The sequence below is a fragment of the Microbacterium schleiferi genome (assembly GCF_015565955.1).
Lineage (GTDB): Bacteria > Actinomycetota > Actinomycetes > Actinomycetales > Microbacteriaceae > Microbacterium > Microbacterium schleiferi_A.
In genome coordinates, this window is sequence record NZ_CP064760.1 from 1,498,516 (window position 1) to 1,524,029 (window position 25,514).

Annotated in this window: 27 protein-coding genes, 1 tRNA gene and 3 pseudogenes; 16 read left to right on the top strand and 15 right to left on the bottom strand. The window is 67.4% G+C overall.

What is annotated here, in order from left to right; genetic code table 11:
- Window positions 1-639 carry a biotin transporter BioY gene (locus IT882_RS07170; protein ID WP_195693761.1) on the bottom strand — a complete coding sequence of 213 codons (639 nt, stop codon included), beginning with the start codon at window positions 637-639 and terminating at the stop codon, window positions 1-3.
- A gap of 109 nt (window positions 640-748) precedes the next feature.
- Between IT882_RS07170 and IT882_RS07175 the strand changes: the two genes are divergently transcribed.
- Window positions 749-2,347 carry an ABC-F family ATP-binding cassette domain-containing protein gene (locus IT882_RS07175; protein ID WP_195693762.1) on the top strand — a complete coding sequence of 533 codons (1,599 nt, stop codon included), beginning with the start codon at window positions 749-751 and terminating at the stop codon, window positions 2,345-2,347.
- A 34-nt stretch (window positions 2,348-2,381) separates the two neighbouring features.
- On the opposite strand, the gene IT882_RS07180 is transcribed toward IT882_RS07175, so the two are convergent.
- From IT882_RS07180 to IT882_RS07195, 4 genes are all read right to left on the bottom strand, one after another.
- A complete protein-coding gene (locus IT882_RS07180) occupies window positions 2,382-3,221 on the bottom strand; it encodes an SURF1 family protein (RefSeq protein ID WP_195693763.1) in 840 nt (279 codons plus the stop codon).
- Window positions 3,218-3,442: a hypothetical protein gene (locus IT882_RS07185; RefSeq protein WP_195693764.1), complete on the bottom strand. Its 225-nt coding sequence runs from the start codon at window positions 3,440-3,442 to the stop codon at window positions 3,218-3,220. Before IT882_RS07185 ends, IT882_RS07180 begins: the two co-directional genes overlap by 4 nt.
- Complete coding sequence (locus IT882_RS07190) at window positions 3,432-3,797, bottom strand: DUF3099 domain-containing protein (protein WP_195693765.1); 366 nt, start codon at window positions 3,795-3,797, stop codon at window positions 3,432-3,434. Before IT882_RS07190 ends, IT882_RS07185 begins: the two co-directional genes overlap by 11 nt.
- 66 nt (window positions 3,798-3,863) lie before the next feature.
- Window positions 3,864-4,103, bottom strand: a complete 240-nt coding sequence (locus IT882_RS07195; RefSeq protein ID WP_195693766.1) for a DUF4190 domain-containing protein — start codon at window positions 4,101-4,103, stop codon at window positions 3,864-3,866.
- A gap of 357 nt (window positions 4,104-4,460) precedes the next feature.
- On the opposite strand from IT882_RS07195, the pseudogene fabG reads away from it, so the two are divergent.
- Window positions 4,461-5,170, top strand: a pseudogene (fabG, locus tag IT882_RS07200) (3-oxoacyl-ACP reductase FabG).
- A 9-nt stretch (window positions 5,171-5,179) separates the two neighbouring features.
- Here fabG and IT882_RS07205 read toward each other — a convergent pair.
- The 3 genes from IT882_RS07205 to IT882_RS07215 form a co-directional block, all read right to left on the bottom strand.
- Window positions 5,180-5,878 carry an alpha/beta fold hydrolase gene (locus tag IT882_RS07205; protein WP_195693767.1) on the bottom strand — a complete coding sequence of 233 codons (699 nt, stop codon included), beginning with the start codon at window positions 5,876-5,878 and terminating at the stop codon, window positions 5,180-5,182.
- A gap of 80 nt (window positions 5,879-5,958) precedes the next feature.
- On the bottom strand, window positions 5,959-6,594 hold the full coding sequence (gene serB / locus IT882_RS07210; protein ID WP_195694183.1) for a phosphoserine phosphatase SerB: 636 nt from the start codon (window positions 6,592-6,594) through the stop codon (window positions 5,959-5,961).
- A gap of 43 nt (window positions 6,595-6,637) precedes the next feature.
- Window positions 6,638-7,879, bottom strand: coding sequence for a glucose-1-phosphate adenylyltransferase (locus IT882_RS07215; protein ID WP_195693768.1), 1,242 nt, complete (start codon window positions 7,877-7,879; stop codon window positions 6,638-6,640).
- Window positions 7,880-7,925: 46 nt separating this feature from the next.
- Here IT882_RS07215 and glgA point away from each other — a divergent pair, with 46 nt between their 5' ends.
- From glgA to IT882_RS07235, 4 genes are all read left to right on the top strand, one after another.
- Entirely contained in the window at window positions 7,926-9,149 is a 1,224-nt protein-coding gene (gene glgA, locus IT882_RS07220) for a glycogen synthase (protein ID WP_195693769.1), read from the top strand.
- A gap of 10 nt (window positions 9,150-9,159) precedes the next feature.
- Complete coding sequence (locus IT882_RS07225) at window positions 9,160-9,948, top strand: ABC transporter ATP-binding protein (protein WP_195693770.1); 789 nt, start codon at window positions 9,160-9,162, stop codon at window positions 9,946-9,948.
- An 86-nt stretch (window positions 9,949-10,034) separates the two neighbouring features.
- On the top strand, window positions 10,035-10,292 hold the full coding sequence (locus IT882_RS07230) for a type B 50S ribosomal protein L31 (RefSeq protein ID WP_195693771.1): 258 nt from the start codon (window positions 10,035-10,037) through the stop codon (window positions 10,290-10,292).
- A gap of 98 nt (window positions 10,293-10,390) precedes the next feature.
- Entirely contained in the window at window positions 10,391-11,290 is a 900-nt protein-coding gene (locus IT882_RS07235) for an alpha/beta fold hydrolase (protein ID WP_195693772.1), read from the top strand.
- Here the strand turns inward: IT882_RS07235 and IT882_RS07240 are convergent.
- On the bottom strand, window positions 11,250-11,804 hold the full coding sequence (locus IT882_RS07240) for a CGNR zinc finger domain-containing protein (protein WP_195693773.1): 555 nt from the start codon (window positions 11,802-11,804) through the stop codon (window positions 11,250-11,252). The genes IT882_RS07235 and IT882_RS07240 overlap by 41 nt on opposite strands.
- A gap of 88 nt (window positions 11,805-11,892) precedes the next feature.
- Here IT882_RS07240 and IT882_RS07245 point away from each other — a divergent pair, with 88 nt between their 5' ends.
- Window positions 11,893-12,885 carry an EamA family transporter gene (locus tag IT882_RS07245; RefSeq protein ID WP_195693774.1) on the top strand — a complete coding sequence of 331 codons (993 nt, stop codon included), beginning with the start codon at window positions 11,893-11,895 and terminating at the stop codon, window positions 12,883-12,885.
- Here IT882_RS07245 and IT882_RS07250 read toward each other — a convergent pair.
- The 3 genes from IT882_RS07250 to IT882_RS07260 all read right to left on the bottom strand — a co-directional run bounded on the left by IT882_RS07250 (window position 12,857) and on the right by IT882_RS07260 (window position 14,935).
- Window positions 12,857-13,330 (bottom strand): Lrp/AsnC family transcriptional regulator, encoded by a 474-nt coding sequence (locus IT882_RS07250; protein ID WP_195694185.1) that lies wholly within the window; start codon window positions 13,328-13,330, stop codon window positions 12,857-12,859. The genes IT882_RS07245 and IT882_RS07250 overlap by 29 nt on opposite strands.
- A gap of 115 nt (window positions 13,331-13,445) precedes the next feature.
- A complete protein-coding gene (locus tag IT882_RS07255) occupies window positions 13,446-14,054 on the bottom strand; it encodes a histidine phosphatase family protein (RefSeq protein ID WP_195693775.1) in 609 nt (202 codons plus the stop codon).
- Window positions 14,051-14,935: a Sir2 family NAD-dependent protein deacetylase gene (locus IT882_RS07260; protein ID WP_195693776.1), complete on the bottom strand. Its 885-nt coding sequence runs from the start codon at window positions 14,933-14,935 to the stop codon at window positions 14,051-14,053. Before IT882_RS07260 ends, IT882_RS07255 begins: the two co-directional genes overlap by 4 nt.
- Window positions 14,936-15,036: 101 nt before the next feature.
- On the opposite strand from IT882_RS07260, the gene IT882_RS07265 reads away from it, so the two are divergent.
- Window positions 15,037-15,864, top strand: coding sequence for a TrmH family RNA methyltransferase (locus IT882_RS07265; RefSeq protein ID WP_195693777.1), 828 nt, complete (start codon window positions 15,037-15,039; stop codon window positions 15,862-15,864).
- Here IT882_RS07265 and IT882_RS07270 read toward each other — a convergent pair.
- Window positions 15,824-16,672 carry an SGNH/GDSL hydrolase family protein gene (locus tag IT882_RS07270; RefSeq protein ID WP_195693778.1) on the bottom strand — a complete coding sequence of 283 codons (849 nt, stop codon included), beginning with the start codon at window positions 16,670-16,672 and terminating at the stop codon, window positions 15,824-15,826. The genes IT882_RS07265 and IT882_RS07270 overlap by 41 nt on opposite strands.
- Window positions 16,673-16,760: 88 nt before the next feature.
- On the opposite strand from IT882_RS07270, the pseudogene IT882_RS07275 reads away from it, so the two are divergent.
- The 6 genes and pseudogenes from IT882_RS07275 to IT882_RS17340 all read left to right on the top strand — a co-directional run bounded on the left by IT882_RS07275 (window position 16,761) and on the right by IT882_RS17340 (window position 22,023).
- A pseudogene (locus IT882_RS07275) lies at window positions 16,761-18,589 on the top strand (DEAD/DEAH box helicase).
- Between the two features lie 98 nt (window positions 18,590-18,687).
- On the top strand, window positions 18,688-19,770 hold the full coding sequence (locus IT882_RS07280) for a VIT1/CCC1 transporter family protein (protein ID WP_195693779.1): 1,083 nt from the start codon (window positions 18,688-18,690) through the stop codon (window positions 19,768-19,770).
- A 75-nt stretch (window positions 19,771-19,845) separates the two neighbouring features.
- Window positions 19,846-20,508, top strand: coding sequence for a DsbA family oxidoreductase (locus IT882_RS07285; RefSeq protein WP_195693780.1), 663 nt, complete (start codon window positions 19,846-19,848; stop codon window positions 20,506-20,508).
- Window positions 20,505-20,660, top strand: coding sequence for a hypothetical protein (locus IT882_RS07290; RefSeq protein WP_195693781.1), 156 nt, complete (start codon window positions 20,505-20,507; stop codon window positions 20,658-20,660). The genes IT882_RS07285 and IT882_RS07290 overlap by 4 nt, the downstream gene beginning before the upstream one ends.
- Before the next feature lie 257 nt (window positions 20,661-20,917).
- Window positions 20,918-21,535, top strand: a pseudogene (locus IT882_RS17335) (ice-binding family protein); the annotation flags it as partial.
- Window positions 21,536-21,738: 203 nt separating this feature from the next.
- A complete protein-coding gene (locus IT882_RS17340; protein WP_418887778.1) occupies window positions 21,739-22,023 on the top strand; it encodes a hypothetical protein in 285 nt (94 codons plus the stop codon).
- A gap of 201 nt (window positions 22,024-22,224) precedes the next feature.
- Here the strand turns inward: IT882_RS17340 and IT882_RS07300 are convergent.
- A tRNA-Leu gene (locus IT882_RS07300) sits at window positions 22,225-22,309 on the bottom strand.
- Window positions 22,310-22,422: 113 nt separating this feature from the next.
- On the opposite strand from IT882_RS07300, the gene IT882_RS07305 reads away from it, so the two are divergent.
- Both IT882_RS07305 and IT882_RS07310 read left to right on the top strand, forming a co-directional pair.
- The gene (locus IT882_RS07305) at window positions 22,423-23,730 is read left to right on the top strand and encodes a M20/M25/M40 family metallo-hydrolase (protein WP_195693783.1); all 1,308 of its coding nucleotides are present in this window, start codon (window positions 22,423-22,425) and stop codon (window positions 23,728-23,730) included.
- A gap of 14 nt (window positions 23,731-23,744) precedes the next feature.
- The gene (locus tag IT882_RS07310) at window positions 23,745-24,569 is read left to right on the top strand and encodes an undecaprenyl-diphosphate phosphatase (RefSeq protein WP_195693784.1); all 825 of its coding nucleotides are present in this window, start codon (window positions 23,745-23,747) and stop codon (window positions 24,567-24,569) included.
- A gap of 23 nt (window positions 24,570-24,592) precedes the next feature.
- Here IT882_RS07310 and IT882_RS07315 read toward each other — a convergent pair whose 3' ends face one another.
- Window positions 24,593-25,459 (bottom strand): PAC2 family protein, encoded by an 867-nt coding sequence (locus tag IT882_RS07315; protein ID WP_195693785.1) that lies wholly within the window; start codon window positions 25,457-25,459, stop codon window positions 24,593-24,595.
- Window positions 25,460-25,514 lie beyond the last annotated feature (55 nt).

Consider the following 25,514-nt stretch of genomic DNA (forward strand, 5'->3'; position numbering starts at 1 on the left):
TCAGCCCTTCTTGGCGGCGTCGATCCGCCGCACTACGGCCCACGCGCCGGGGATCAGCAGGGCAGCAAAGCCCGCCTTGATGAGGCCCGGGACGATGAACGGCCACAGTCCGGCATCCAGCACACCCGCCGGCGAGATCTGCTGACCCATCACGGTCGACAGGATGAAGGCCATGTAGGGCACGCCGATGACGAACGGGATGATGCTCGCGACCACGAATCCCGCGAAGGCGAGCAGCGGCTTGCGATCCCAGGAACGCTCGGCAAACCACCCCGCGACGAACGCCGCAGGAATGAAGCCCAGGATGAACCCGAACGACGGCGCCAGCAGGTAGGCGGGACCGGCCACGGGCCCCGCGAAGACCGGCAGGCCCAGCAGACCGACGAACATGTACGTCGTCATCGCGGCAGCGCCCCGAGCCGAGCCGAGGGCTGCGCCGACGAGGATGACGCCCAGGGTTTGCCCCGTGATCGGGATCGGACCGATAAAGAACGACACCTTCGCCAGCAGCGCCACGACGGCGACACCGGCGAGTACGAGGCCCGCGTCGGTCGCGAGCGCACGGGCGCGCGAGGTGGGGCGAGCGATGACATCGGCAAGAACCCGGGTGGTCGGCATCGGTGCGGCGGCAGTCGTCATGGTGCTCCTTGGTCGGTGGAAGCCAGGCGGCAAGCTCTTGCGACTTATACTAGGGGGCTGGCCATCGGCCTCCTCGTACCCTTCTCACCGAATGAAACGGAGCTTTGCTGTGCTCTCCGTGCACGACCTCGAGATCCGCGTGGGCGCCCGGGTGCTCATGTCGGATGTGACCTTCCGCGTCGGCGACGGCGACAAGGTCGGTCTCGTCGGACGCAACGGGGCCGGCAAGACGACGCTCACGAAGGTCCTCTCCGGTGATCTCCTCCCGGCCGGCGGGCGTGTCGATCGCAGCGGCGAACTCGGGTACCTGCCGCAGGATCCGCGTTCGGGCAACCCCGAGGACCTGGGGCGCACTCGCATCCTGGATGCACGCGGGCTCGGACAGCTCGCCATCGGGATGCACGAGGCGAGCCTTGCCATGGGCGATGACGACGCCGACATCGCGGCACGCGCGATGCGTCGCTACGGGTCGCTCACCGAGCGGTTCGAGTCCCTGGGCGGGTACGCCGCCGAGGCAGAGGCCGCGTCGATCGCCCATAACCTGGCGTTGCCCGATCGAATCCTTGACCAGCCCCTCAGCACGCTCTCCGGAGGCCAGCGCCGGCGCATCGAGCTCGCTCGCATCCTGTTCTCGGATGCTGACACGATGATCCTCGATGAGCCGACCAACCACCTCGACGCCGACAGCGTGGTCTGGCTCCGCGAGTTCCTCAAGAGCTACAAGGGCGGGCTCATCGTCATCAGCCACGATGTCGAGCTGGTCGGCGAGACGGTGAACCGCGTGTTCTACCTCGACGCCAACCGCCAGGTCATCGACATCTACAACATGAACTGGAAGAACTACCAGCGTCAGCGGGTGGCCGACGAGGAACGCCGCAAGAAGGAGCGCGTCAACGTCGAGAAGAAGGCGACCGCCCTACAGCTGCAGGCGGCGCGCTTCGGCGCCAAGGCGTCGAAGGCCGCGGCCGCGCACCAGATGGTGGCGCGCGCGGAGAAAATGCTCTCCGGTCTCGATGAGGTGCGCCAGGAGGATCGCGTCGCGAAGCTCCGCTTCCCGAAGCCTGCCCCCTGCGGAAAGACGCCGCTGATGGCGCGTGGCCTGTCGAAGTCGTACGGCTCTTTGGAGATCTTCGCCGACGTGGACCTGGCGATCGACCGCGGCTCGAAGGTGGTCGTGCTGGGCCTCAACGGCGCGGGAAAGACGACACTGCTGCGGATGCTCGCGGGTGTTGACGCTCCCGACACGGGAACCATCGAACCCGGACACGGACTGAAGATCGGCTACTACGCCCAGGAGCATGAGAACCTCGACGTGTCGCGGTCGGTCCTGGAGAACATGATGTCGGCGGCGCCGGACATCACGGCGACCGAGGCGCGCAAGGTGCTGGGGTCGTTCCTGTTCACCGGGGACGACGTGCTCAAGCCCGCCGGGGTGCTCTCGGGTGGTGAGAAGACGCGGCTGTCGCTGGCGACCCTGGTCGTCTCGAGTGCGAACATGCTGCTCCTCGACGAGCCGACGAACAACCTCGACCCCGCCTCGCGCGAAGAGATCCTCGGTGCGCTCGCGCACTACGAGGGTGCTGTGGTGCTCGTCTCGCACGACGCGGGAGCTGTTGAGGCGCTCAACCCTGAGCGCGTCCTCATCCTGCCCGACGGGGTCGAAGATATCTGGGGTCGCGACTACATCGACCTCATCACCCTCGCCTGACGCCTCGGGCCTCTCGTACGCGAGGGCCGGTGAACTACTGCGGGAGTCGATCGAGGATCTCGTCCTCTTCGGCCATGTCGCGGTCGAGGCGTCGGCCGGTTCGCTGCGGACGCGGGGAGTCTTCGGCTTCTTCTCGGCGGTGACGGATCTCGGTGCGGATCACGTACCCGATGAACAGGAACCCCATGACGGCAAACAGGATCCACTGGATCGCGTACGACAGGTGCGGTCCCGGATCCTCGGACGGGGACTCGAGGGCGTTGGGTTGGGATGACGCGGCGGGCGACTCCGTGACCAGGATGCCGTAGGCGCTGGTGATGAACGCGGAGTCGCCTCCCAGGGCATCTGCGATCAGCGGGAGGTGAATGGTCGGCACCTGGCCTGCGGGCGCATCGGTGCGTCCCGAGCGGGGGAGCGACTCGCCCGGACGCAGCCGCGCGATCACCTCGACGGTGCCTGCTGGCGGCACGGGGACCGCGCTCGGGTCGCTGTCTTCGGCCGGGGGAATCCAACCGCGGTCGATGAGCAGGATGCGGCCGTCCTGTGTCTGGAACGGAACCAGGACCTCGAACGCGGCAGTTCCGCCGTGGGGGCGGTTTCTCACCAGGACGGTGTCGTCGACGAGGTAGGTGCCCACGAGCGACACGGGATGCCACTCGCTATCGACCGGCAGGTCCCCGGCCACCGGGACGAGATCATCAAGAGCCGCCGGTTCGGCGTCGTAGTTGTTCTCGATGAGAGAAAGCTGCGTGGAGCGCTCCGTGTTGCGAGCGAACTGCCAGTTCGCCAGAAAGCCGCAGGCGATCGCGAACAGCACGGCGACGCCGACGTATGCCGTCCAGCGCACCGCTGCCGGCGCTGTGCGCCCGCTCACGACGGTTCCGCCGTGAAGGCGTCGACACTGAGCGGAAATGAGCGCGCGGCGAGGAAATCGCGCAGGTAGCCGACGTGCTCATCGCAGGCGAGCCAGGTCTTGCTGCGGTCGCCGGTATGGATACGGGGGTTTCGCCATCGGATACTCCACCGCGCCGCCTCACGGCATCCGGCGCGGGAACAGATCGTCTCGGCGGTTGCCGCGGGAGAGTCAGCTGTCACCCGCGGGCTCCTGCGGGCTTTCGTCGATGCGGATCACCTGCGGTGCCGGGGCAGCCGTGGCGGTCGGCGCCGGACTCGGTGCGGGAGCCTCGATCATGCGCTCGGGGCCGAGCGCCGTGGGCGCCGTCATGTCAGCGCTGACGTTCGCGATCACGACCGCGAGATAAGGGAGGAAGATCGCCATGGCCGCGAAGACCCACGTGTACCAGCTGTAGGGCGTCACGAACAGGACGAGGGCGAAGCAGACGAGACGGATGCCCATCATGATCAGATACGTCGTCGATCGCTTGCCCGCGTCCTCCTTCGGCGCCCGCGGCAAGGACGTCGCCGGTTGCGGTTTGGTTGGAGGTTTCACGGTCCTACCAGAGTACGCCGCGCCGCCCCGACGAGATCCGTCGGAGCGGCATTCGTGGCGGAGGTGTTAGGACGAATATCGAGCGTTGGCGAAGATCACTCCGAACCACGCGATGAACAGGATGATTCCCACGATGGCCAGCCCCAAGCTGACCCATCCGATGATGACGCCCGCGAGTCCGAGGCCTCGGCCGTTCTCACCGGTGCGCTTGATCTGGTTGAGCGACATGTGGCCCGTGATGATGCCGACGATCTGGCCGATCACCGGAATCACGAAGACGCCGACCAGCGACGAGACCAGCGACACGATCGCAAGCGTGTTCGTCTTGGGCCCTTGCGGGTAGGCGGCGTAGGCGGGAGCCGCGCCGTAGGCGGGCGGCGCGCCAGGCGTGCCATACGCCGGAGGCGCGGGCGGCGCGGGGGCGGGTACGCGGCGGGGGTGCCGGTGGAGCAGGAGGCAGGGGCGGGGCTGCGTTCGACGGTTGCTCGTCGGGGTTCGTGGGGGTGGACGGGTCGCTCACGATTCGGCCTTTCTGACACGCATCCGCACGATCGTTCGTGCTCTGACCAGCGTTCCAGTCGCCCCATGGCGTGTCAACGTGGACGGTAGTCTGGGTCGGTCCCGCCGCGGTCGCGGCTCGACTCGAGCTCAGGGAGATGCGTCATGCCCACCGATCACGTCGTTCTCGTCACCGGAGGCAACCGGGGTATCGGTCGCGCGATCGCCGAGAGGTTCGTCGCCGAGGGGTACCCGGTCGCCGTAACGGCGCGCTCGGGGAGGGCCCGGCGGGCACACTGACGGTCCGCGCCGATGTCACGGATGCTGCAGCGGTTGACGCGGCGTTCGCGGAGGTCGAAGAGAAGCTCGGACCCGTGACGATCGTCGTCGCCAACGCCGGTATCACGAAAGATACGCTGCTGCTGCGCATGACCGACGAGGACTTCGATTCGGTTGTCGCCACCAACCTCGGGGGTGCATTCCGCGTCGTGAAGCGGGCTGCCAAGGGGATGCTGCGCGCCAAGTGGGGTCGCGTCATCCTGATCTCCAGTGTCGTCGGCCTCTACGGCTCGCCGGGACAGATCAACTACGCATCATCCAAGAGCGGACTCGTGGGCTTCGCGCGATCGCTCACGCGTGAGCTCGGCGGTCGGGCGATCACGGCAAACGTTGTCGCCCCGGGCTTCATTGAGACCGACATGACGGCTGAGCTCCCCGAGGAGACCCAGGCTCAGTACAAGGCGACGATTCCCGCGGGCCGTTTCGCGACTCCCGATGAGGTTGCCGGCGTCGTCACGTGGCTGGCCTCCGACAACGCCGCCTACATCTCCGGTGCCGTCATCCCCGTCGACGGGGGATTGGGCATGGGGCACTGAGCCCGCGCGTCACTGCTCCCTGATCGCGGCGGCGATCTGTTCGGCAAGTTCGGCCGGGATAGAGAACTGCGGCCAGTGGCCCGAGTCGAGCTCGACGATCGAGAGGTGCTCGATCGCGACGAGCTCCGACGCCCACGCGGGCTCGCTCTCGAGGTAACCACTCATCTCGTCGGCGCTGGCCGTCCCCATCAGGACGGTCGTGGGAACACCGTGGCGCCGTGGGTCTGTGAGCTCGATGGCGTCCGTGGGCACCAGGGCGGGCACCGAGAGCGCCTTCCCGGCAACCGTGGCGCGCACGGTAGCCGAGAGGTCGCGGATCTCCGGTTCTTCGAAGGTCTCCCATCCGGGGAACGGGATGACACCGTCGACGACGGGAAACTCCCAGATGGCTCCGCCGGGAGTCGGCGGAATCGTGTCCACGAGGATTACCCGCGCCGTCCGGTCGGGGCGGCGATCGGCGGCGCCCCAGGCGACATTCCCACCGCCGCTATGGCCGACGAGCACGACGGGACCTGCGAGCCTGTCAATGACCTCGACCACGGCATCCACCCAGTCCGCGATGCCGATCTGACTCGATACCTCGGCGGGTTCACCCACGCCGGGGAGCGTCACGGGATGCGTCTCGTGGCCGGCTGCGCGGAGGGAGGCGGTCACGTCGTCCCACGAGGAGGCGTCAAGCCACAGACCGGGGATCAGAATGATGTGCATAGCCACACGCTAGACCCGGCCGCCGACGCGTGAAACGACGCCGGGGGATCGGCGAGCTCGCCGCGTGACTTGCGCTGCGGTCAGCGGGGGAGAAGGGGCAGGATCTCTCGCAGATCCACGGGTGCAACCACGATGTCGGCGCGTTCCCGAACCGTCGGTTTCGCGTTGAACGCGACGCCGAGACCGGCCGCGGCCATCATGCGCAGGTCGTTGGCGCCGTCACCGACCGCGACCGTGCGTGAGAGCGGCACCTCGAGGGATGCGGCCCACTCCCGCAGTGTCGCTGCCTTGGCCGCGGCATCCACGATCTCGCCGTCAACGGAGCCCGTCAGTGCGCCATCGTCGACGACGAGACGGTTCGCGCGCCAGCGGTCGACCCCGAGCCCCGGCGCCACGTGGTCGAGAACCTCGTGGAAGCCCCCGGAGACGACACCCACAACGCCCCCACGCTCATGGACACCGGCGATGAACGCCGCCGCACCCTGCGTCGGCTCGACGCGCGCGCGAACCCGCTCGAACGCGGCGATCGGCACACCCTCGAGGGCGCGCACGCGCTGACGCAGACTCGTGGCGAAATCGACTTCGCCGCGCATCGCGGCTTCCGTGGCGGCAGCGACCTCGGCGCCTCGGCCGGCCTCGTCTGCGATGAGCTCGATCACCTCATTGCGCAGCAGCGTCGAATCGGCGTCCAGGACGACAAGGAACCGCGCAGGCATCACCCGTCTACGCTAGCGGGCTGGTCGAGCTGTCACGGCACGGTCACCGGTCGACGACGACGCCCTTCCCGACGACCGTGATCCCGGAGTCGGTCACCGTGAAGCCGCGCTCCAGGTCGTGGGCCCGGTCCACGCCGATCGTTGCACCGTCGGCGACGACGACATTCTTGTCGAGGATCGCTCGGTGCACCCGGGCGCCAGGGCCCACCCGCACATGATCGAACAGCACGGCATCCGTGATGGTCGACCCGCCGGCGGCGAGCGTCCACGGACCCACCACGCTGCGCTCCAGGTGCGTACCCGACAGGACGGAGCCGAGCGAGACGACCGAGTCGATCGCCGTACCGATACGCCCGACCGAATCGCGAACGAACTTGGCTGGCGGCGAGTTGACCGTCTGCGAGTGGATCGGCCAGTCGGTGTTGTACAGGTTGAAGATCGGAAGCGTCGAGATCAGATCCATGTGTGCGTCGAAGAACGAGTCGATCGTTCCCACATCCCGCCAATAGGACCGATCACGATCGGTCGAGCCGGGCACCTCGTTGAGCTTCATGTCGTACACGCTCGCCTCGCCGCGGTTGACGAAGTACGGCACGATGTCGCCACCCATGTCGTGGTTCGATGTCGGGATCTCGCCGTCGGCCTCGACAGCCTCGATCAGGGCATCCGTGTCGAAGATGTAGTTGCCCATCGACGCCAGCACCTCGTGCGGGGCATCGGCCAGACCGTTCGGGTTCTGCGGCTTCTCGAGGAACTCGCGGATGCGCGTCGAATCGGGCTCGACGTCGATGACGCCGAACTGGTTGGCCAGTGCGATGGGTTGACGGATGCCGGCCACCGTCGCCCGCGCCCCCGAGGCGATGTGGGCGTCAAGCATCTGGCGGAAGTCCATCCGGTACACGTGGTCGGCGCCGATGACGATCACGATGTCGGGCTGCTCGTCGATGATGAGGTTCATCGACTGCAGAATCGCATCGGCAGACCCCGAGAACCACCGCTTGCCCAGTCGCTGCTGGGCCGGGACCGACGCGACATACGAGCTGAGCATGGGTGACATGCGCCAGGTCTGCGAGATGTGCCGGTCGAGGCTGTGCGACTTGTACTGCGTGAGCACCACGATCTGACGCAACCCCGAGTTGATGAGATTCGAGATCGCGAAGTCGATCAGACGGTACTGGCCGCCGAACGGCACGGCAGGCTTGGCGCGGTCGGCGGTCAGCGGCATCAACCGCTTCCCTTCTCCACCGGCGAGGACGATTCCAAAGATCTTCGGCGACGTAGCCATATGCCCACACTATGCCGCTCCGTGACCCTGTACTAGCGTTCGACACATGCGCGTTGACATCGTCACCAAGGAGTACCCGCCGGAGATCTACGGCGGCGCCGGGGTCCACGTCGCGGAGCTGGTCAAGGCGCTGCGTGCGCTGCCGGCGACGGATGTGCCCGCCGGTGAAGCGCTCGACGTTCAGGTGCGCGCATTCGGAGCGGACCGCGACGAGGCAGGGACGACGTCGTACGCCACACCGGCCGAGCTTCGTGGCGCCAACGCCGCGATCCAGACCATGGGAACCGACCTGCTCATCGTGGATGACGTCGCCGGCGCCGCGGTCGTCCACTCGCACACCTGGTACGCGAACTTCGCCGGACACATCGCGGGGCTGCTCAACGGCATCCCGCACATCGTCACGGCCCACAGCCTTGAGCCACTGCGCCCGTGGAAGGCCGAGCAGCTCGGCGGCGGGTACGCGGTCTCGAGTGAGATCGAGCGCACCGCCTACCACGGCGCTGCCGCGATCGTCGCGGTCAGCGAAGGCATGCGCGCCGACATCCTGCGCAGCTATCCCGACCTGGACCCGGCGGCCGTGCGGGTGATTTACAACGGCATCGACACCGAGCAGTGGCATCCCGTCGAGGATGCCGAAACGCTGGCCGCGCTCGGCATCGACCCGGCACGCCCCTCCGTCGTCTTCGTGGGCCGGATCACGAGGCAGAAGGGGCTTCCCTATCTGTTGCGCGCCGCCGAGTTGCTCGACCCCGACGTGCAGCTGATTCTGTGCGCGGGCGCCCCGGATACGCCCGAGATTCTCGCCGAGGTCGAGGGCCTCGTCCGCGGACTGCAGCAGGCACGGGATGGCGTCGTGTGGATCGATCGCCACCTCAGCCGGCATGAGCTGTGTGTGGCGTTGACCGCGGCCACGACGTTTGTGTGCCCCTCGATCTACGAGCCGCTCGGGATCGTCAATCTCGAAGCGATGGCGTGCGGCGCCGCGGTCGTCGGGACCGCGACCGGCGGCATCCCCGAGGTCGTCGCCGACGGCGTGACGGGCAGGCTCGTCCCCATCGAGCAGGTCACGGACGGCACCGGAACGCCGTTGGACCCCGAAGCGTTCGTCGCCGATCTGGCGCGGGTGCTGAACGAGGTCGTGCGCGACCGCGATGGCGCCGCAGCGTACGGGAAGGCGGGCCGGGAGCGCGCGACCAGTGAGTTCAGCTGGCAGCGCATCGCGGAGCAAACCGCCGCGCTGTACGCCGAGGTGACGGGCGCCGCCCGATAGGCTGGAGCGTATGGCTCAGGTGCTCGAATTCTCCGACGTCGTCGTCCGCAGAAACGCCAGAGACATCATCGATCACCTCGACTGGACGGTGTCCGACGACGAGCGCTGGGTCGTTCTGGGGCCCAATGGCGCGGGCAAGACGACACTCCTCGAGCTGTCAGCCTCCCTGCTCCACCCGACCTCGGGTCGCGTCAGCGTCCTGGGAGAGCGCATCGGCCGAACCGACGTCTTCGAACTGCGCCCGCGCGTCGGCTTCGCCTCGACCTCGATGGCCCGCCGTATCCCGCCGGATGAGACGGTGCTGGATGTCGTCATGACTGCCGCCTATGCGGTGATGGGTCGTTGGCGCGAGGAGTACGACCAGGTCGACATCCGTCGCGCCATGCGCGTGCTCGCCGAGTGGCAACTCGACGATCTCGCCACACGCACCTTCGGAACACTCTCCGACGGCGAGCAGAAGCGGGTCCAGATCGCTCGGGCCGTTATGACCGACCCGGAGCTGCTGCTGTTGGACGAGCCCACCGCGAGCCTGGATCTGGGCTCACGCGAAGAACTCCTCACGCTCCTCAGCGGCTACGCAGCCGAGCCGACCACCCCGGCCATGGTCATGGTCACCCACCACGTGGAAGAGATCCCGGTCGGTTTCACGCATGTGCTCCTGCTGCGTGAGGGTGGCGTCGTCGCCTCGGGCCCGCTGCGCCAGACGCTCACCGAGGACGCCCTCAGCACAGCTTTCGGGGTACCGATCGCTCTGCACGAAGAGGGTGGGCGCTACGCCGCCCGCGCGAAGACCTCGTGACCGGTATCCGGACGCGGACCTGGTAGACTCGTCCTTTGGTGCCAGCGCACCACAGACTTTCTTTCCCCATCTCGGCAAGGAACCCCATGAAGACTGACATTCACCCCGACTACCAGGCTGTCGTGTTCCGCGACCTCGGCTCGGGCGACACCTTCCTGACCCGTTCGACGGTGACGAGCGATAAGACGATCGAGCTTGACGGTGTTGAGTACCCCGTCATCGACGTCGAGATCTCGTCCGCGTCGCACCCGTTCTACACGGGCAAGCAGCGCATCCTCGACTCGGCTGGTCGTGTCGAGAAGTTCAACCAGCGCTTCAAGAACTTCGGCGGCTCGAGCAAGTAAGCCCGATTCGCCCACGACGAAGACCTCGCTTTCGAGCGAGGTCTTCGTCGTTTGTGTCTTCGGCGAAGGGGGAGTGGCGCGGTTACTAGACTCGTCGAGTGCCCGCCCCGCATCCGTACGCCGCGCTCCTGGACGAGATCCCGGTGAGCCGTCGCGAGGTCTCGGTCCTCGGCGGGACCACGGCCTACTGGGATTACGGCCCTGCTGACGCGCCGATCACCGTCGTCGCCGTGCATGGCTTTCGGGGCGAGCACCACGGGTTGGAGCCCGTCGTGGCTCATCTCCCGGGGATGCGCGTCATCTCCCCAGACCTCCCCGGCTTCGGCGAAACCGCGCCGATCGCGGGCCGCCGCCACGACCTGTCGCTGTACGCCCAGTGGCTGTCGGAGTTCGCCGCACAGGTCGCGCCTGGCGCCGTCATCCTGGGGCACTCCTTCGGCTCGATCGTCGTCGCCGCAGCGGTGGCCGCGGGCCTCGAGACGCCCCGCGTCATCCTGGTCAACCCGATCGGAGCCCCGGCGCTGGAGGGCCCTCGCGGCATCCTCACCCGGTTCGCGGTGTTCTACTACTGGGCAGGAGCCCGGATGCCGAGCCGAGCGGGCACGGCGCTGCTGCGAAATAGCGCCGTGGTGCGGATCATGAGCGTGTCGATGGCCAAGACGAAGGACCCTGACCTGCGGCGGTTCATCCACGATCAGCACGACACCTATTTCTCACGCTTCGCCGACCGGGACGTGCTGCACGATGCGTTCCTGGCCTCGGTCTCGCACGACGTTCGGGAGTTCGCGCCGGAGATCACGCAGCCGACCCTCCTGATCGCGGCTGAGCGCGATGACATCACGCCGATCGAGGCGGAGAGAGTGCTCGCACGCCTGTTCGCTGACGCGACGCTCGTGGAGATCCCCGACGTGGGGCACCTCATCCACTACGAGACACCGGAGCCTGCTGCGGCGGCGATCAGCGACTTTCTCGCGCCCGCCGAGCCCGGTACGCGATGACGTTCATGCGGTTGCCGCAGTTTCCGGTGTCGCAGTAGCGCTTCGATCGGTTGCGTGAGAAGTCGACGAGGACGCCGTCGCAGTCATCCGCCTCGCACACGAGCACTCGATCGTACTCATCCATGCGAATGACCTCGACGAAGGCCATCGCGGTCTCCACGAGGATCCGGGTAGCCAGCGGCGCGTCGTCATCCGATGCGTGCACGTGCCAGTCGTAGTCGTCATGGATGACGAGCTGGGGGAGTGCCTCGCCGTCGCGCAGCATCGCATTGACGATCGGAACCGCGCTTTCCCGGTCGGCATCCCAGAGCGTGCGAAGGCGGCTACGGATGCCACGCACGGCCTCGCGCTCCTGCCGCGTCCGCGACACCGTGCCGCTGTACGGGTACCGGGAAAGGAAAGCCTCGTACTCCGCGGGGGTCGTGAGCGTGTCGTCGTCACCGCCGAGCGGCAGCGTATTCACGAGGTCGACGGCCGCGCGCAGGGCCATCTCGGTGTCATGGATAAAGACCATGTTGACTCCTGACATTCCGAGGGCTACTGTTTCGTTCGTGACCAGTGTGTCACGAGTGTCAACCCCTTTCACTCCTGACAGGCCGCCCATGTCTGCTCCGACCGCACCGGTCCCCGTTCTCACCGCCCCCGCGCGTCGATCGTCGTCCCTGGTGGGACTCGCGATCGGGCTGCTGTCCGCTCTGAGCTTCGCCTCGTCGGGAAGCTTCATGAAGCCCCTGATGGAGGCAGGCTGGAGCCTCGGCGCGACGCTGCTCCTGCGGATGGGAGGAGCCGCCCTCATCCTCGCGCCGGTGCTGATCGTCACGATCCGTCGCCGGCCCGGCTTCCTGCGCAAGCACGGCCTGCTGATCGTGGCCTTCGGGCTCACGGGGGTGGCCGGGTGCCAAATCTTCTACTTCGCAGCACTCCAGCGGATGCCCGTGGCGATGGCGCTGCTCATCCAGTATCTGGCGCCGGTTCTGCTCGTCGGGCTCGCGTGGGTGCGCACACGGCGGGCACCATCGCGCCGCGTCCTCGCCGGGTCCGTGCTTGCGATCGCCGGCCTGGTTCTCGTCGTCGATATCGCGGGTGCGAGCTTCGACCTGATCGGTACGCTCTTGGCGCTGGGGGCAGCCGCCTGCACTGCCGCGTACTTCCTGATCGCGGAGAAGACCGGCGATGACATCCCCCCGCTCGCCCTAGCCTCGGGCGGCCTCATCACCGGCGCGCTTCTCATGGGTGTCCTGGTCGGTACCGGACTCTTGGCGTTCACGGCGCCGGCGGTCGACATCGTGCTGGCGGGAGTGAGCATGCCCTGGTACATCCCCATCGTCTGGGTGATCGTCGTGGCAACAGCCGGAGGGTACGCGTTCGGTGTGCGCGCCGGATCGATGCTGGGGTCCCGCGTGGCGTCCTTCGTCGGGCTCACGGAGGTGCTGTTTGCCCTGCTCATCGCGTGGCTCGTGATCGCTGAGGTCCCCACCGCCATGCAGGCCGTCGGGGGAGCGATGATCTTGGCAGGCGTGATCCTCGTCCGCTCCGACCCCGGCGTGGCGGCGAAAGAGGAGGCGGCTAGCGTTCCTCTCGTGCCAGCTCCATGAGCGGCCCGACCCGATAGCCGATCACCTCGCCCATCGCAAGTGAGGTCTCGGTGCGTTCGACTCCCTCGATCGCGAGGATGCGGGCATCGGTGTCGAACAGGTGCTGGGTGTCGCGGCAGGCGACGCGCGCGAGCAGGTCCACGGAGCCGCTCAGCCCGTGCACCTGGACGATCTCGGGGATCTGCTCAAGCTCCGAGGTGATGCGCGGCAGTTCCGCCTGCCGGACCGTGACGTTGAGAAACGCCTCGATGGGAAACCCCAGAGCGGTCGGCGAGAGCGCTCGCTCGTACGACAGGAACACGCCAGCCTTGTCGAGTCGTGACATCCGGGCCTGCACGGTGTTTCGCGAAAGCCCGAGGCGATCCGACAGAGCCACGACAGTGGCTCGCGGGTCGGTGGCAAGGGCGGCCAACAGCTCGAGGTCGACGTGGTCAAGAGCGGTCATATCGCGGAAGGTTAGCATGTCGCCCACCAGTGAATTGCTCATGTTGCTCACGATGTCATCACAAAACTGAGCGAGCTGCGTAGCACGCCCGAGCAGGGAGGCCGGTGTGCCCAGCTCAGAGCGAAATCACTGCGCCCGCGTACTCGACCAGAGTGAGTCCTTCGGGCGCGTAGCGGAACGTGTAGTCGGATCCGTTGGCAAGCCGCTCCTCGCGAGCGGGCAGGCGTCCATCGCTGACGTGATGGATGACGGAGCGGATGAGTGCGCCGTGCGTGACGACGAACACGCGCGTGAGATCAGGCCGCTCCGCCAGCGCTTCGGCCACGACGGCATCCAACGCGGCGAACGCCCGACGCTGCAGCTGTTCGCGAGACTCCGCACCCGGAACCTCGGACGTGTACCAGTCGCCCCACCGTGTGGCGAAGTCATCGACTGTCAGCCCCTCGGCATCGCCGTAGGCGCGCTCACGCAGCGCGGGATACGCGGTCGGCGCCGCGGCCGCCCACTGGGAGGCGAGAATCTGCGCGGTCTCGCGGGCGCGAGAAAGGTCGCTGCTGACGATGTACGCCGTGGTTGGATCCGCAAGCGCAGGTCGCAGGCGATCAGCGGTCTGGCGGGCCTGCTCACGCCCCGTGTCGTTGAGCGGGATGTCGGTGCTGCCCTGGATGAGGCGGGCGCGATTCCAGTCGGTCTCTCCGTGACGGATCAGCGTGAGGTAGGTCACCTCTCGAGACTACTTGCCAATTCCCGCTGCCCGGTCGGAGCCACAAGTCCCTCCAGCAGTGCCGTGAGAGCCTCAGAAGTGCCGCCGTCGATCTTCACGGTCGCGCGAGCATCGGCGCGCGTCTGTCCTCGGTTGATGATCACGATCGGGATGCGTCGACGACGAGCCCGTTCAAGCAGACGGATGCCGGAGTTGACGACGAGGGACGACCCCGCGATCACGAGGGCTTCGCTGCCGAGGACGAGCTGTTCGGCTTCGCGGAACTTCTCTGCGGGGATGTACTCGCCGAAGAAGACGACATCGGGCTTGAGGGTTCCCGCGCACACCGAGCAATCCGGGACGATGAAGCCTTCGGTGGTCTCAGGCGTCACGTCCCCGTCAGGCCCGAGGGGCAGTTCGTGTGTCGTGACGAGCCACGGGTTATCGCTCTCCACCCGCGATGCGAGGTCACGGCGGTCGAAGACCTGACCGCAGCGGGTGCAGAAAACACGCCGCATCGTGCCGTGCAGCTCGACGACGCGGCGGCTGCCCGCACGAACGTGGAGACCATCGACGTTCTGCGTGATGACCCCGCTAGCCAGGCCGTGCTGCTCGAGCGCGGCAATGGCCCGGTGCCCGGCGTTGGGGTCTGCCGAGGCGAAGCTGCGCCACCCGAGGTGGGAGCCCACCCAGTAGCGCCGGCGGGCCGTATCGCTACCGAGGAACTGTTCGACAGTCATCGGCCTGCGCACCGGCGCACCCTTGCCGCGATAATCAGGGATCCCCGAGTCGGTGGACACCCCGGCGCCCGTGAGGATTGTCATCCTCCGACCGTCGAGGACGCGGAGGGCGTGAGCGAGGGCTTCGGGAACAGCAGTGCTGACGCCGTCGATGAGCGACATCCGCGCCTCCTCTACCTCGCCTCCCTTGAGTCTAGGCACACAGCTTTTCGGGCATGTTTCGTGCGGCTGGGTTCCAACCCCGCGGGTGAGAGGATCAAAGGATGCATCGCGTCGACATCCGGGATGCCGCGGACCCGCGGCTGGCGGATTACCGGGATCTCACGGATGTTGCGCTGCGTCGCGTCGTCGAGCCCGCCGGTGGCCTCTACATCGCCGAGTCCTCGAAGGTGATCGCTCGCGCACTGCGCGCCGGGCATCGGCCACGCTCGGTCCTGACGCAGTCGAAGTGGCTCGACGACCTCGGACCCCTGCTCACGGAGCACCCGGATGTCCCCGTCTACGTCGTCGACCCCGAGATCGCGGAACTCCTCACCGGCTATAGCGTGCACCGGGGCGCGATGGCGGCGATGCACCGACCTGCCATGCCACCGGTTCAGGACGTGTTGCGCGACGCTCGACTGGTCGTCGTTCTCGAAGACATCGTCGACCACACCAACGTGGGTGCGATCTTCCGCGCGTGTGCGGGCCTCGGGGCCGACGCGGTGCTCGTCTCGCCGCGGTGCGCAGACCCGCTCTATCGGCGAAGCGTAAGGGTGAGCATGGGAACCGTATTCCAGGTGCCGTGGACACGCTTGCCTGACTGGGACCAGACGCGCAGCATCCTGCACAACGAAGACTTCCATATCGCTGCTCTCGCACTGCGTGAGGACGCGGTCACCCTCGATGAGTTCGACCCCCCACCGCGCGTCGCTCTGCTCCTCGGCGCGGAGGGGGATGGACTATCGCCTCGCGCCCTTGCCGCGGCAGACACGGTGGTCACCATCCCCATGGCGGGAGGGGTCGACTCACTCAACGTCGCCGCGGCGAGTGCCGTCGCGCTGTGGGCCCTCAGTCATCCTCTGTCGACGGGGAGATCAGTGGGGTCGTAACAACCGGGAGCGGCTGCGGACGCTTGGCGGTCAGGTTGTCGCCCGACGACTGGTGCCGCAGACGCCGCAGTACCCACGGCACGAGGTGGGTGCGAGCCCAGACGAGATCACCCGCGCGTGCTTCGCGCCAGGTGCGGTTGGGGAAGGGGTCGGGTTGCATCGGCACGAGATCGTTGGGCACATTGAGCGCGCGCAAGACCATCCGGGCGACCTCGTGGTGACCGAGCGCGTTCAGGTGCAGCCTGTCGTCATCGAAGAAGCGCGGATCCTGGATTTCCTTGAGCGACCACTGATCGGCGACGATGCAGTCATACCGATCGGCGATCGCGCGGAGGTTCTCGTTGTAGATCGCGACCTTGCCGCGAAACGCCCGGAAGACCGGCGTGAAGCTCGTGTCAATGCCCGTGAAGACCACAACCGTCGCGCCGGTGCTACTGAGGCGCACGACAGCATCCTCGAACAGTTGAGAGATCTCGTCGGGATCGGTGCCGGGCCGGATGACGTCATTGCCGCCGGCGCAGAACGTGATGAGGTCGGGAGAGAGCTCGAGGGCAGGCTCGACCTGTTCGGCCACGATCTGCGCGATGAGCTTGCCGCGCACCGCGAGGTTCGCGTAGGCGAAGTCCTCCGTCTGGGATCCCAGCACGTCGGCGACACGATCAGCCCAGCCCAGGTGCGAGCCCGGGCGTGCAGGATCCGGGTCTCCGATGCCTTCCGTGAACGAGTCACCCAGAGCGACGAATCGCCTCCAGGGGTGCGGTTCGCTGTTCTCAATGAACGGAGTGCGGTGTTCGTCGGTGGCAGCCATGCTCTGTCCTCCTGGTCGTCTATCGTAGTCGGGCGGTCCGACGTGTGACCGTTGCTGTGGGAGGGGGATCGTGCACGAGACAGCGCCGATCCCGGCATCCGATCATCCGCGCGGTAGCTTCGCCGCTGAACACCTCTCACCGTCGTATCCGCAGCGTGCGCCCTGGGGGACGGCGGGGCGCCTGCGTGCCTGGCAGGCCGAAGCGCTCGACCAGTACTTCGCGATGGACGGCCCCGACGGCCCCGGCAGCGGGCCACGGGACTTCCTCGCGGCTGCCACTCCCGGTGCCGGCAAGACGACGTTCGCGCTGCGCCTGGCGACCGAGCTGCTGCGGCGCGGGGTTATCGACCGGGTCGTGGTCGTCGCGCCCACAGAACACCTCAAGACGCAGTGGGCGGATGCCGCCGCCCGGGTCTCGCTGCGGCTGGACCCGCACTTCACCAACCGCCATACCCGCCCCGCACGCCACTACCACGGGGTCGCCGTGACCTATGCGCAGGTCGCGACCAAGGCATCCGTGCACCAGCAGGTCACCGAATCCGCGCGGACCCTCGTCATCCTCGACGAGGTGCATCACGGCGGGGATGCGCTCAGCTGGGGAGATGCGCTTCGAGAAGCGTTCCGCCGGGCAACGCGACGGCTGCTCCTGTCGGGAACGCCCTTCCGCAGCGACACTGCGCCTATTCCTTTCGTGGAATATCACCCGACCGCCGACGGAATTCGCGTTTCCCGTACCGACTACGACTACGGATACCGGCGTGCCCTCGAAGACGGCGTCGTGCGCCCCGTTCTTTTCCTCGTGTACGCCGGCCACATGCGGTGGCGCACGCGCACCGGCGACGAGATGGAAGCCCAGCTCGGCCAGGACAACACCAAAGACATCACGGCACAGGCCTGGCGGACGGCGCTCGATCCCGGGGGCGAATGGATCCCGGCGGTGCTGCGTTCGGCCGATCGTCGGCTGACAGAAGTGCGCGAGCATGTTCCGGACGCCGGCGGCCTCGTGATCGCAACCGATCAGACGGCCGCGCGGGCGTACGCCCAGATCCTGCAATCGGTCACCGGCGAGGCGCCGACTGTCGTGTTGTCGGACGAAGCGGAGGCATCCGCGCGTATCGAGTCCTTCGCGGCCGATACGAGCCGGTGGATGGTCGCGGTTCGCATGGTGTCAGAGGGCGTGGACGTGCCGCGGCTGTCGGTCGGGGTGTATGCGACGTCGGCGTCGACGCCGCTGTTCTTCGCCCAGGCGATTGGCCGCTTCGTTCGGGCACGGCGCCGCGGCGAGACGGCCAGTATCTTCCTGCCGCACGTCCCCCCCTGCTCGCTCTGGCTGGCGAACTCGAACGGCAGCGCGACCACGCGCTGGACCGTCCGTCGGACGATGACGGCGAGTGGTCGGCCGAGGACGAGATGCTGGCAGCGGCGGAGCGTCAGGATGCCGCCTCCGATGCCCTGACCGACGAGTTCGAATTCGCCGCGCTCGGGGCCATCGCGCACTTTGACCGCGTGCTCTTCGACGGCAAGGAGTTCGGTCAACTGGCCACTCCCGGGACGCTGGAGGAGGAGGAGTTTCTGGGGCTGCCCGGGCTGCTCGAACCCGAGCACGTCCATGATCTTCTGATGCAGCGGCAGGCGCGACAGAGTCGACATCGCCAGGCCCGAGAGGCGAGGGAGCGCGAGGACGGACCGTCGGCTGGCGACCAGTCCTCGCCGCCACCGGCGCTGCACCGCACCCTCAAGGAACAGCGGCAGCTCTTGAATAGCCTCGTCGGTCTGTACGCGCGCCAGTCGGGGGAGCAGCACGGGCATGTGCACGCGGAGCTTCGCCGCATCTGCGGCGGACCCGCGGTTTCTCACGCGACCGTCGCGCAGCTCCAGGCGCGCATCGACGTTCTTCGCGCCCGCGTTCGCTCGTGAGCGGGGATTCGGTGCTCCAAAATGCTGCGAATCCTCGGTTTCGGCGCAGCCGCCCGGGCACGCTCTCCTAGCCTGGGACAGACCACAGGAGGAGCCCGATGAACGCCGAACCCACGGCCAAGGAGCGGCGGAGGTGGGCTCAGTACCTGATGGACGAGCGCGCCGAGGCCCGCGTCTACCGCGAGCTGGCCGCCCGCAGAGACGGGGAGGAACGCGCGATCCTCGAAGCCCTCGCCGACGCCGAGCGCCGGCACGAGTCGCACTGGTTGCAATTGCTCGGCGGCGAGCCGGACGGCCTGCCGCAGCCGCGCCTGTCGACGCGGATGCTTGCGTGGATGGCGCGCCACTTCGGATCGATCTTCGTGCTCGCACTCGCTCAGAACGCTGAGGCGCGTTCCCCGTATGAGAGCGAGCCGTTCGCGACCCCGCAGATGGCCGCCGACGAGAAGATCCACCACGAGGTCGTCCGTGGTCTCGCCGCTCGGGGACGACGCCGGCTGTCGGGAACCTTCCGGGCTGCTGTCTTCGGCGCGAACGACGGGCTGGTCTCCAACCTTGCGCTGGTCATGGGAATCGGGGCGACGGGTGTCGCTCCCCAGTTCGTGCTGTTCAGCGGGATTGCGGGCCTTCTGGCGGGCGCACTGTCGATGGGGGCTGGCGAGTTCGTGTCGGTGCGATCGCAACGCGAGCTGCTGGCAGCGACGCAACCGAACGACTACGCGGACGACGTGCTCTCGTTCCTCGATCTCGATGCGAACGAACTGGCCCTGGTGTTTCGTGCCCGCGGGATGCCGGAAGACGAGGCCCACGCTGCGGCGCGAGCGATCATCGGTGACGCACAGGCTGCCGGGCCCGGCGCGCTCGTTCGCGGCGGGGTTCCGATGGAACCGGACGACGATGTCGTCGGAAGCGCGTGGGGAGCCGCCCTGTCGAGTTTCCTGTTCTTCGCCTCGGGCGCGATCATTCCCGTGCTGCCGTGGATCTTCGGGCTGTCGGGGGTCGCGGCCGTCGTCACGGCTCTCGCGCTTGTGGGTGTCGCGCTGCTGGCGACGGGAGCCACGGTGGGTCTTCTCTCGGGCGGCCCGCCGTTGAAGCGTGCGCTGCGGCAGCTTGCCATCGGGTTCGGCGCGGCAGCAGTGACCTACGTGCTGGGCCTGCTGTTCGGGGTGACCGTCGGCTGAGTCCCGGATGCCCTCGTGACCCCGATGCGCGAGCGGCCGGGAATAGTGCCCGCGACACCGCGGTTGCGCTGTGACATGAGCGAGTCTCCTGCTGCCCCGATCAAAGTCGATGTCTGGTCCGATGTGCAATGCCCGTGGTGCTACATCGGAAAGCGACGCTTCGAGAACGGCGTGGCGGCGTCGGGCGTTCCCGTGGAGATCGAGTATCACTCGTTCGAGCTCGCACCCGATACTCCCGTCGACTACGACGGGACCCCGGTGCAGTACCTTTCGGAGCGCAAGGGTGTTTCCCCGGACCAGGCTGCTCAGATGGTCGAGCGAGTAACGACACTGGCTGCGGCCGAAGGTCTCGACTACGACTACGACCACATCCACCAGACGAACACGATCAAGGCGCACGAGCTCCTGCACTACGCCAAGGAGCGGGGCCGGCAGCAGGAGATGAAGGAGGCCTTGCTGAAGGCGTACTTCGTTGACGGCGGTCATGTCGGACGTATCGCCGATCTCGGGGACCTCGCCGCGACCGTCGGGTTCGACCGCGATGATGTCATCCGTGCGCTGGAGGCTGGGGAATACACCGCGGCGGTGAAGGCGGATGTCGCGCAGGCTGCCGCGTACGGCATCCAGGGTGTGCCCTTCTACGTCTTCGACGGCAAGTACGGTGTGTCGGGGGCGCAGGAGAGCGCAACCTTCGCGCAGGTCCTGCAGCAGGTCGTCTCCGAGCGGGCGAACGCATGAGCGGGCTGGCCGGAGACGGTGCCGCCGTCCTGAACATTCTCGGGTCATCCGGTGGTGCGTGCGAGGGCGACGCGTGTGCGCTGCCGAGCAGCGGGCCCGACGAGGTGGGGCTCGCACCCGATCAGGTGCACGCGGAGACGCTGACGAGCTAGCAGTGCACTTGGGCTCCTCACGGATGCCTCCGGGTCAGCCGGAGGAGGGCTGCGGGGTCTCGATCGTGCATCGGTCTTGCGCCATTCGGTAAACCAGGCCCGAACGGTGCTAGTCCTTGAGTTAGGCAAAGATGCTCGCGACCCTCGGATTTCGACGTCTCCCTCCTTACCGGAAGGGATCAGAAATCATGGTCCGAAAGTCTCGTCTTTCCGCTGGCGTCCTCTTCGCGGCAGTGCTCGTCGCCGGAAGCGCCGTCATGCCCGCATCCGCCCAGGCTGTCACGACCATCGATGGCCCGATCGGGTTGGGCTCGGCGGAGCCCTTCGCCGTCCTGGCTGGATCGACCATCACGGTGGCCTCCAACCCGACGACAACCGTTGTCGGCGACGTCGGCCTGAGTCCAGGTAGCTCTCTGACGGGCGATGCCTTCCTCACGCTGACCGGAACACAGCACCTGGCCGATCCGGTTGCCGCCCAAGCCAAGCTGGATCTGACGACCGCCTACAACACGGCGGCGAGCCTCACGCCAGCCACGAGCGGACTGAGCGATCTGACGGGCCTGTCCCTCGTTCCCGGTGTGTATTCGGGCGGGGCGCTGTCGCTGAGCGGCGAACTCACGCTGGCAGGTTCCGCGTCGTCAGTGTGGGTGTTCCAAGCAGCCAGCACGTTCACCGCTGGCAGTTCCGCCCTCGTCACCCTGACCGGCGGCGCGAGTATCTGCAACGTGTTCTGGCAGGTCGGCAGTTCGGCGACGCTCGGCGCAGGTTCCCAGCTCGTCGGCACGATCATGGCCGATCAGTCGATCACCGCGGTGACCGGTGCTGTCGTCGAGGGACGCCTTCTCGCGCGCACCGGCGCTGTCACACTGGATACCAACACGATCACGCGACCGGTCGGGTGCGCCTCCTCCGGCGGAACCGTCACCACGAGCCCGACGATCACCTCGGGTGCACCGCCTGAGGGAACCGTGGGTGTCGCCTATTCGCACACGATCGAATCCACGGGGACCCCCACCGTGACATACGCGCTGAGCGCGGGTGCAGTGCCCCGGGTCTCTCGCTGGATTCGTCTACCGGCGTGCTGTCGGGAACTCCGACGAGTGAGGGGACGTACGGCTTCACGGCGACCGCGGCAAACGGGGCGAGCCCGGATGACTCCGTCGGTTATACGGTCGTCATCGCGGTGCCTGCTGCGCCTGCCGTTGATCCTGCTGACGAGGCGGGCGTCGCGGATGGCTCGCTCCTGGCTTCCTCGGGTGCCGATGTGGCCGGCATGACGCTGGTCGCGGGTGGCGTGATGGTCGTCGGCGTCGCGCTTCTCACCTGGGCACGCCGAACGCGCCGTCACGAGACTCGGGTGTGACCCACCGAGACAAACGAAAAAGGGCCCCTTTCGGGACCCGATTTCGTTTGTGCGCGAGGGGGGACTTGTCCCCACCGCCTCTCCACGCGCCGCTTCGCAGCGCGCGGAGCCTCTGGCGGCGTGGGCCCACCCCGAGGGTGTTCGCGGCAACCCCTCCCAGACAAACGAAAAAGGGCCCCTTTCGGGACCCGATTTCGTCTGTGCGCGAGGGGGGACTTGAACCCCCACGCCCTATACGGGCACTAGCACCTCAAGCTAGCGCGTCTACCTATTCCGCCACCCGCGCAGAGTGGTTTCGGCCTTGCAACCGAAGATCGACATTATCACGTCCACGGCGCCGCCGATAATCACCCGGGGTCCCACTCTGAAACAATTGCGACGTCTGAGCGCGATAGGTTGGTGGCCGTGTCGCATACCGAGTCAGAGCTCCCCGAAGTCGTCACCGTCGCTCGGGACCTCATCCGCTTCGACACGACGAACTGGGGTGGGGGACAAGCCCGGGGCGAGCGAGAGGCGGCGGAATACGTCGCCGAGTACCTTCGTCAGCTGGGGCTGACTCCCGAGATCTACGAGCCCATCGAGAGGCGTACGAACGTCGGTGTGCGCATCCCCGGCGCGAACCGCGACAAGCCCGCGCTGGTGGTGCACGGCCACCTCGATGTCGTTCCCGCGGTCGCCGAAGACTGGTCGGTCGATCCTTTTGCGGGAGAGATCCGCGACGGGATGCTGTGGGGCCGCGGTGCAGTCGACATGAAGGACATGGATGCCATGATCCTGACGTCGGTCGCCGACATCCTGCGCAGCGGTCGTCAGCCCGCGCGAGACCTTGCCGTGACCTTCTTCGCCGACGAGGAGAACGGCGGCGGCGAAGGGTCGGCGCTCGTCGTTCGCGACCGGCCGGAGTGGTTCGCGGGTGCAACCGAAGCAATCAGCGAGGTGGGCGGGTACTCGATCGACCTCGCTGGCCGTCGCGCGTACCTCCTCCAGGTCGGCGAGAAGGCTCTCGTCTGGATCCGCCTCGTCGCGCGGGGCCGCGCCGCCCACGGCAGCGCCTTCCACGAAGACAACGCCGTCACGCGACTCGCGGAGGCCGTCGCTGCGCTCGGCCGCACCGCGTGGCCGGTCGAGCTGACGGCAACGACCGAGCGGCTCACCAACCGGATCGCTGAAATCACGGGAATCGCCTCGAACGATCCGGATGCCGTGGCGGCCGCCGCCGGGCCGGCTTCGCGCTTCCTGCGCTCGACCATTCGCACGACGGCCAACCCGACGGCATTGACGGCGGGCTACAAGCACAACGTCATCCCGGACCGGGCGGAAGCCCTCATCGACGTGCGGACGCTGCCCGACGGCGAGGATGGCGCGCTTCGGGCGATCCAGGAGATCGTGGGGCCCGACATCGAGATCGAGGTCGTCCATCGCGATATCGGACTCGAGGTGCCGTTCGAGGGCGAGCTGGTGGATGCCATGGTCGCGGCGCTCGGACGACACGACCCCGGCGTTCCCGTCCTGCCGTACTTGATGAGCGGCGGCACGGACAACAAGGCGCTGGCAGCGCTCGGCATCCGCGGCTACGGGTTCGCACCCCTGAAGCTGCCGGCCGATCTCGACTTCACGGGCATGTTCCACGGGGTCGACGAGCGCGTCCCGCTCGAGGCCCTCGTCTTCGGTCAGCGTGTGCTGACCGACCTCCTGTTGTCGTACTGATCCGGAAGGCATCCATGCTGCTGGAAGCACTCATCCTCGGTCTGGTGCAGGGACTCACGGAATTCCTTCCGGTCTCATCGAGCGCCCACCTGCGCATCCTCGGCGAGTTCCTGCCCAGCGCGCAGGACCCCGGGGCCGCGTTCACCGCGATCACGCAGATCGGTACAGAAGCCGCGGTGGTCGTGTTCTTCTGGCGCGACATCGTGCGGATCGTCTCCCGCTGGTCCCTCGCCCTCGTTCGCAAGATCCCGCAGAACGACCCCGATGTCCGCATGGGCTGGCTGATCATCATCGGATCGGTGCCGATCGTCGTGCTCGGTCTGCTCTTCCAGGATCAGATCGAGACGACCCTGCGATCCCTGTGGCTGGTTGCCGGGATGCTGATCTTCTTCGGAGTGCTGCTGGGGATCGCCGACCTCGTTGGTGCGAAGCGCCGCAAGCTCGACCAGCTCACCCTCGGGCACGGCGTCATCTTCGGCTTCGCACAAGCGCTCGCGCTGGTCCCGGGCGTCTCGCGCTCGGGCGGCACGATCACGGCGGGACTGTTTCTGGGGTACGAGCGCGCCGCGGCAGCCCGCTACGCGTTCCTCCTCGCGATCCCGGCGGTGTTCGGCAGCGGCTTCTATCAGCTGATCAAGAACTGGGACGAGCAGGGGCCGTTCACCCCGGTCGAGACGGCCGCCGCGACCGGCGTCGCCTTCATCGTGGCGCTCGGTGTCATCGCGTTCTTCATGAGCTGGATCTCCAAGCGCAGCTTCCTGCCCTTCGTCGTCTACCGCGTCGCGCTCGGTGCGACGCTCCTGGTGCTGCTGAGCATGGGCATCATCCAGCCGTACTGACGCGGGGTCGCCCCTGCGGGACCTCAGGGCTTGCGGGGTTCGTCGCGCCCGCCGCGACCCGGGCCATCGCCACGGCGACGCAGGTACTGTTCGAATTCCTGCGCGATCGCGTCTCCGGACGCTTCCGGCGAGTCCCACGTGTCGCGGGTGCGCTCGAGCTGATGGATGTACTCCGTCATCTCTTCGTCGTCTGCGGCCGCCGCGTCGATCGAGGCCTCCCACGTTCGCGCCTGGGTGGGCAAGTCACCCCGGTCCAGCTTCGCTCCGGTGATGTCTTCGAGGCGATCGAGCAGAGCGAGGCTGGCCTTGGGGGAGGGCGTGTGCCCGGCAACGTAATGCGGCACGCTCGCCCAGAGGTGCGCCGCCGGGATACCGGCGGCGCTGGCGACGTGAGAGATCACGCTCAGGATCCCGACCGGCCCCTCATAGGTGCTGCGCTCGAGTCCCAGCGACGTACGCACCGGCTCGCTCTCACTGCCCGCGAACACCGAGATCGGGCGCGTGTGGGGGACATCCGACATCATCGACCCCATCGCAACGAGCCCCGTGATGTCTTCGCGGAGGGCGACGTCGACCAGCTCAGATGCGAAGGCCTGCCAGGCGCGCGCCGGCTCGACACCGGTGAGCAACCACAGCTGCGTGCCCCGGGTGGTGCGCGTTGGCCGGAGGATGCTCGTCTCGGGCCAGGTCAACTCGCGCGAGCCATCCGCAGTCGTGCGGATCTGGGGACGCGTGTATTGATAGTCGAAGTACAGTTCGGGATCGACGGAGTAGACAGTCTCGTAGCCGCCCGACTCCCGCAGATGAGCGACGGCGGAGGATGCTGCCTCTCCCGCGTCGTTCCAGCCGTCGAATGCGGCGACGAGAACCCGGCGTCCCAGTCCCTCCACGTGACCTCCTCAGGTGGCGATCCATCCAGAATAGGACGCCCATCTCTGCCGGGTG